We start from the raw sequence: 1,895 nt of genomic DNA, 5'->3' as shown, positions 1-1,895 counted from the left end.
GATGCCCAGACGATTATTGATCGTCTATGTCTTCGCTTGGAAACCAACCAACTTCCTGAACAATTTTAGTTCAACTTATATAGATTGGCTACGGCGGGAAGAACATTATAATAATTTAGCACTCAAACCGGCTGCGTTCCAGCCGGCTTGTTGCGTTAACAAGAGAGATGATGGGAGACGAATATTGACAATCGAAATTAGTTACACTAAACTGTAAGTGTAACAGTAGTGTGTAACTAAAATGTGGGTTAGGAAGGTGAGCGTGTTGAATACTTACACCGCAAAGCAAATAGCTGAAGTTTTGCAGAACGACGACCCTCAAATAAATTTAAGAACGATTAGGTACTACACACAGATAGGGATTATCCCGCCTCTTGAATTGGTTGGAAACAAAAGGGTATATACGGATAATCATCTCCATTATTTTCGTGCCATTCTCTTATTGTCCAAAAGCGGTGAAACCTTAGCCTCAGCACAAGAAAAGTTAGCGGGTTTGCCGATTGAAGATGTTATTAAAATCGGTGAAAACCTTCGTTTTTATCAATCAGATCAGATTTTTCGAAACGAAACACATGTCTTAAATGAAGATGTTATTATCTCGGTTAGTTCACGTGTTTCACCGGAATTGAAAGTTAAGATGATCGAAACCGTTACCCAATTACTGAAAGGGGAAGGGAACCAATGATAAAAGTCCGGCATGCAAAAACTACGATTGAAAATGAAGAAGGCATGAACCATCTGTGGATTCAAATTGCTCCGATTGGTCAAGTTGACAACGTCCGTATACAGATATCTCTTCCGATAGGTATTCATCGAACTCGTAATCTTAATGGTTTTGATGAAGATAGCACCGGAGAAATATCTATTCTTAACCCACGAATTGCAAATGATATTTACATTGAAATCTTTACTCGAGAGCCCGTAACATGTGGGGAGAAAACCATCAATGTGGCATTTTGCTACAAAGACGAAGTTGGAAGGGTCACTCGCGTTGAACACTTTGTTACCTTAATGGTCGTATCAGAAGAGGAAATCGATAGTATTAGCACCGACGAGGAAGTTGTTGGAAAAATTAAAGAACTGCGGCAGCAATTCGGAAGTAGCGACGTCCAAGAGTATATCGAGCATACACCAACAAAGATTATCAGGATTGACCCTAAACATGTTTCAGAATGGGAAAAGAAGTATCGAATTGAAGGGATTATACAATAGGAGGGCAATCCGTGAATCTCATACCATATGTTGTGGAACATACCAGCAGGGGCGAACGGTCTTACGACATTTATTCCCGTATGCTGCAAGACCGTATCGTCTTTATTACAGGAGAAGTGTCGGATGTGACCGCGAACATAGTTATTGCGCAGTTACTATATTTGGAAGCGGAAGACCATGAAAAGGAGATTAAATTGTACATTAATAGTCCTGGTGGATCTATTACAGCAGGAATGGGTATTTATGATGCCATGCAATATGTAAAACCTGAGGTCAGCACGCTTTGTATCGGTATGGCGGCTTCAATGGGTGCGTTTTTATTGTCCAGTGGTGCCAAGGGAAAGCGTTATTGCTTATCAAATAGTGAAGTTATGATTCACCAACCACTTGGAGGTGTACAAGGGCAAGCATCAGATATTGAAATTAGCGCAAAAAGAATCTTGAATTTGCGTCATAAATTGAATGAACTGTTGGCAAAACAAACTGGGCAACCGATTGGAAAAATAGAAAGGGACACGGATCGAGACCACTTTTTGTCTGCCCAAGAAGCATTAAACTATGGTTTGATTGATGCCGTACTACGAAATAAAGAATAAAAGAACATGTATAGCGACACAAATGTTCCTACATAACTTTAGCAAAAAAGCTTGATAAATCAGGCTTTTATTTTTTTTATGTAGGAA

The 1,895-nt window shown here is 39.6% G+C and carries 3 protein-coding genes; all 3 read left to right on the top strand.

What is annotated here, in order from left to right; genetic code table 11:
• The first annotated feature begins 265 nt into the window (after positions 1-265).
• Genes BK127_RS42055 through clpP form a run of 3 tightly spaced genes read left to right on the top strand, consistent with a single transcriptional unit; the run spans position 266 to position 1,808 of the window.
• The gene (locus tag BK127_RS42055; protein WP_076238565.1) at positions 266-685 is read left to right on the top strand and encodes a MerR family transcriptional regulator; all 420 of its coding nucleotides are present in this window, start codon (positions 266-268) and stop codon (positions 683-685) included.
• Positions 682-1,212: a hypothetical protein gene (locus BK127_RS42050; protein ID WP_076238564.1), complete on the top strand. Its 531-nt coding sequence runs from the start codon at positions 682-684 to the stop codon at positions 1,210-1,212. The genes BK127_RS42055 and BK127_RS42050 overlap by 4 nt, the downstream gene beginning before the upstream one ends.
• Before the next feature lie 11 nt (positions 1,213-1,223).
• Positions 1,224-1,808: an ATP-dependent Clp endopeptidase proteolytic subunit ClpP gene (gene clpP, locus BK127_RS42045; protein ID WP_076238563.1), complete on the top strand. Its 585-nt coding sequence runs from the start codon at positions 1,224-1,226 to the stop codon at positions 1,806-1,808.
• Positions 1,809-1,895: the final 87 nt, after the last annotated feature.

This window comes from Paenibacillus sp. FSL H7-0331, assembly GCF_001956045.1.
This window is presented reverse-complemented; position numbering and strand designations above follow the sequence as displayed.

Bases quoted from the DNA above. Each gene is read 5' to 3' on its own strand.
- BK127_RS42050 (WP_076238564.1), top strand. From the start codon at position 682: ATGATAAAAGTCCGGCATGCAAAAACTACGATTGAAAATGAAGAAGGC.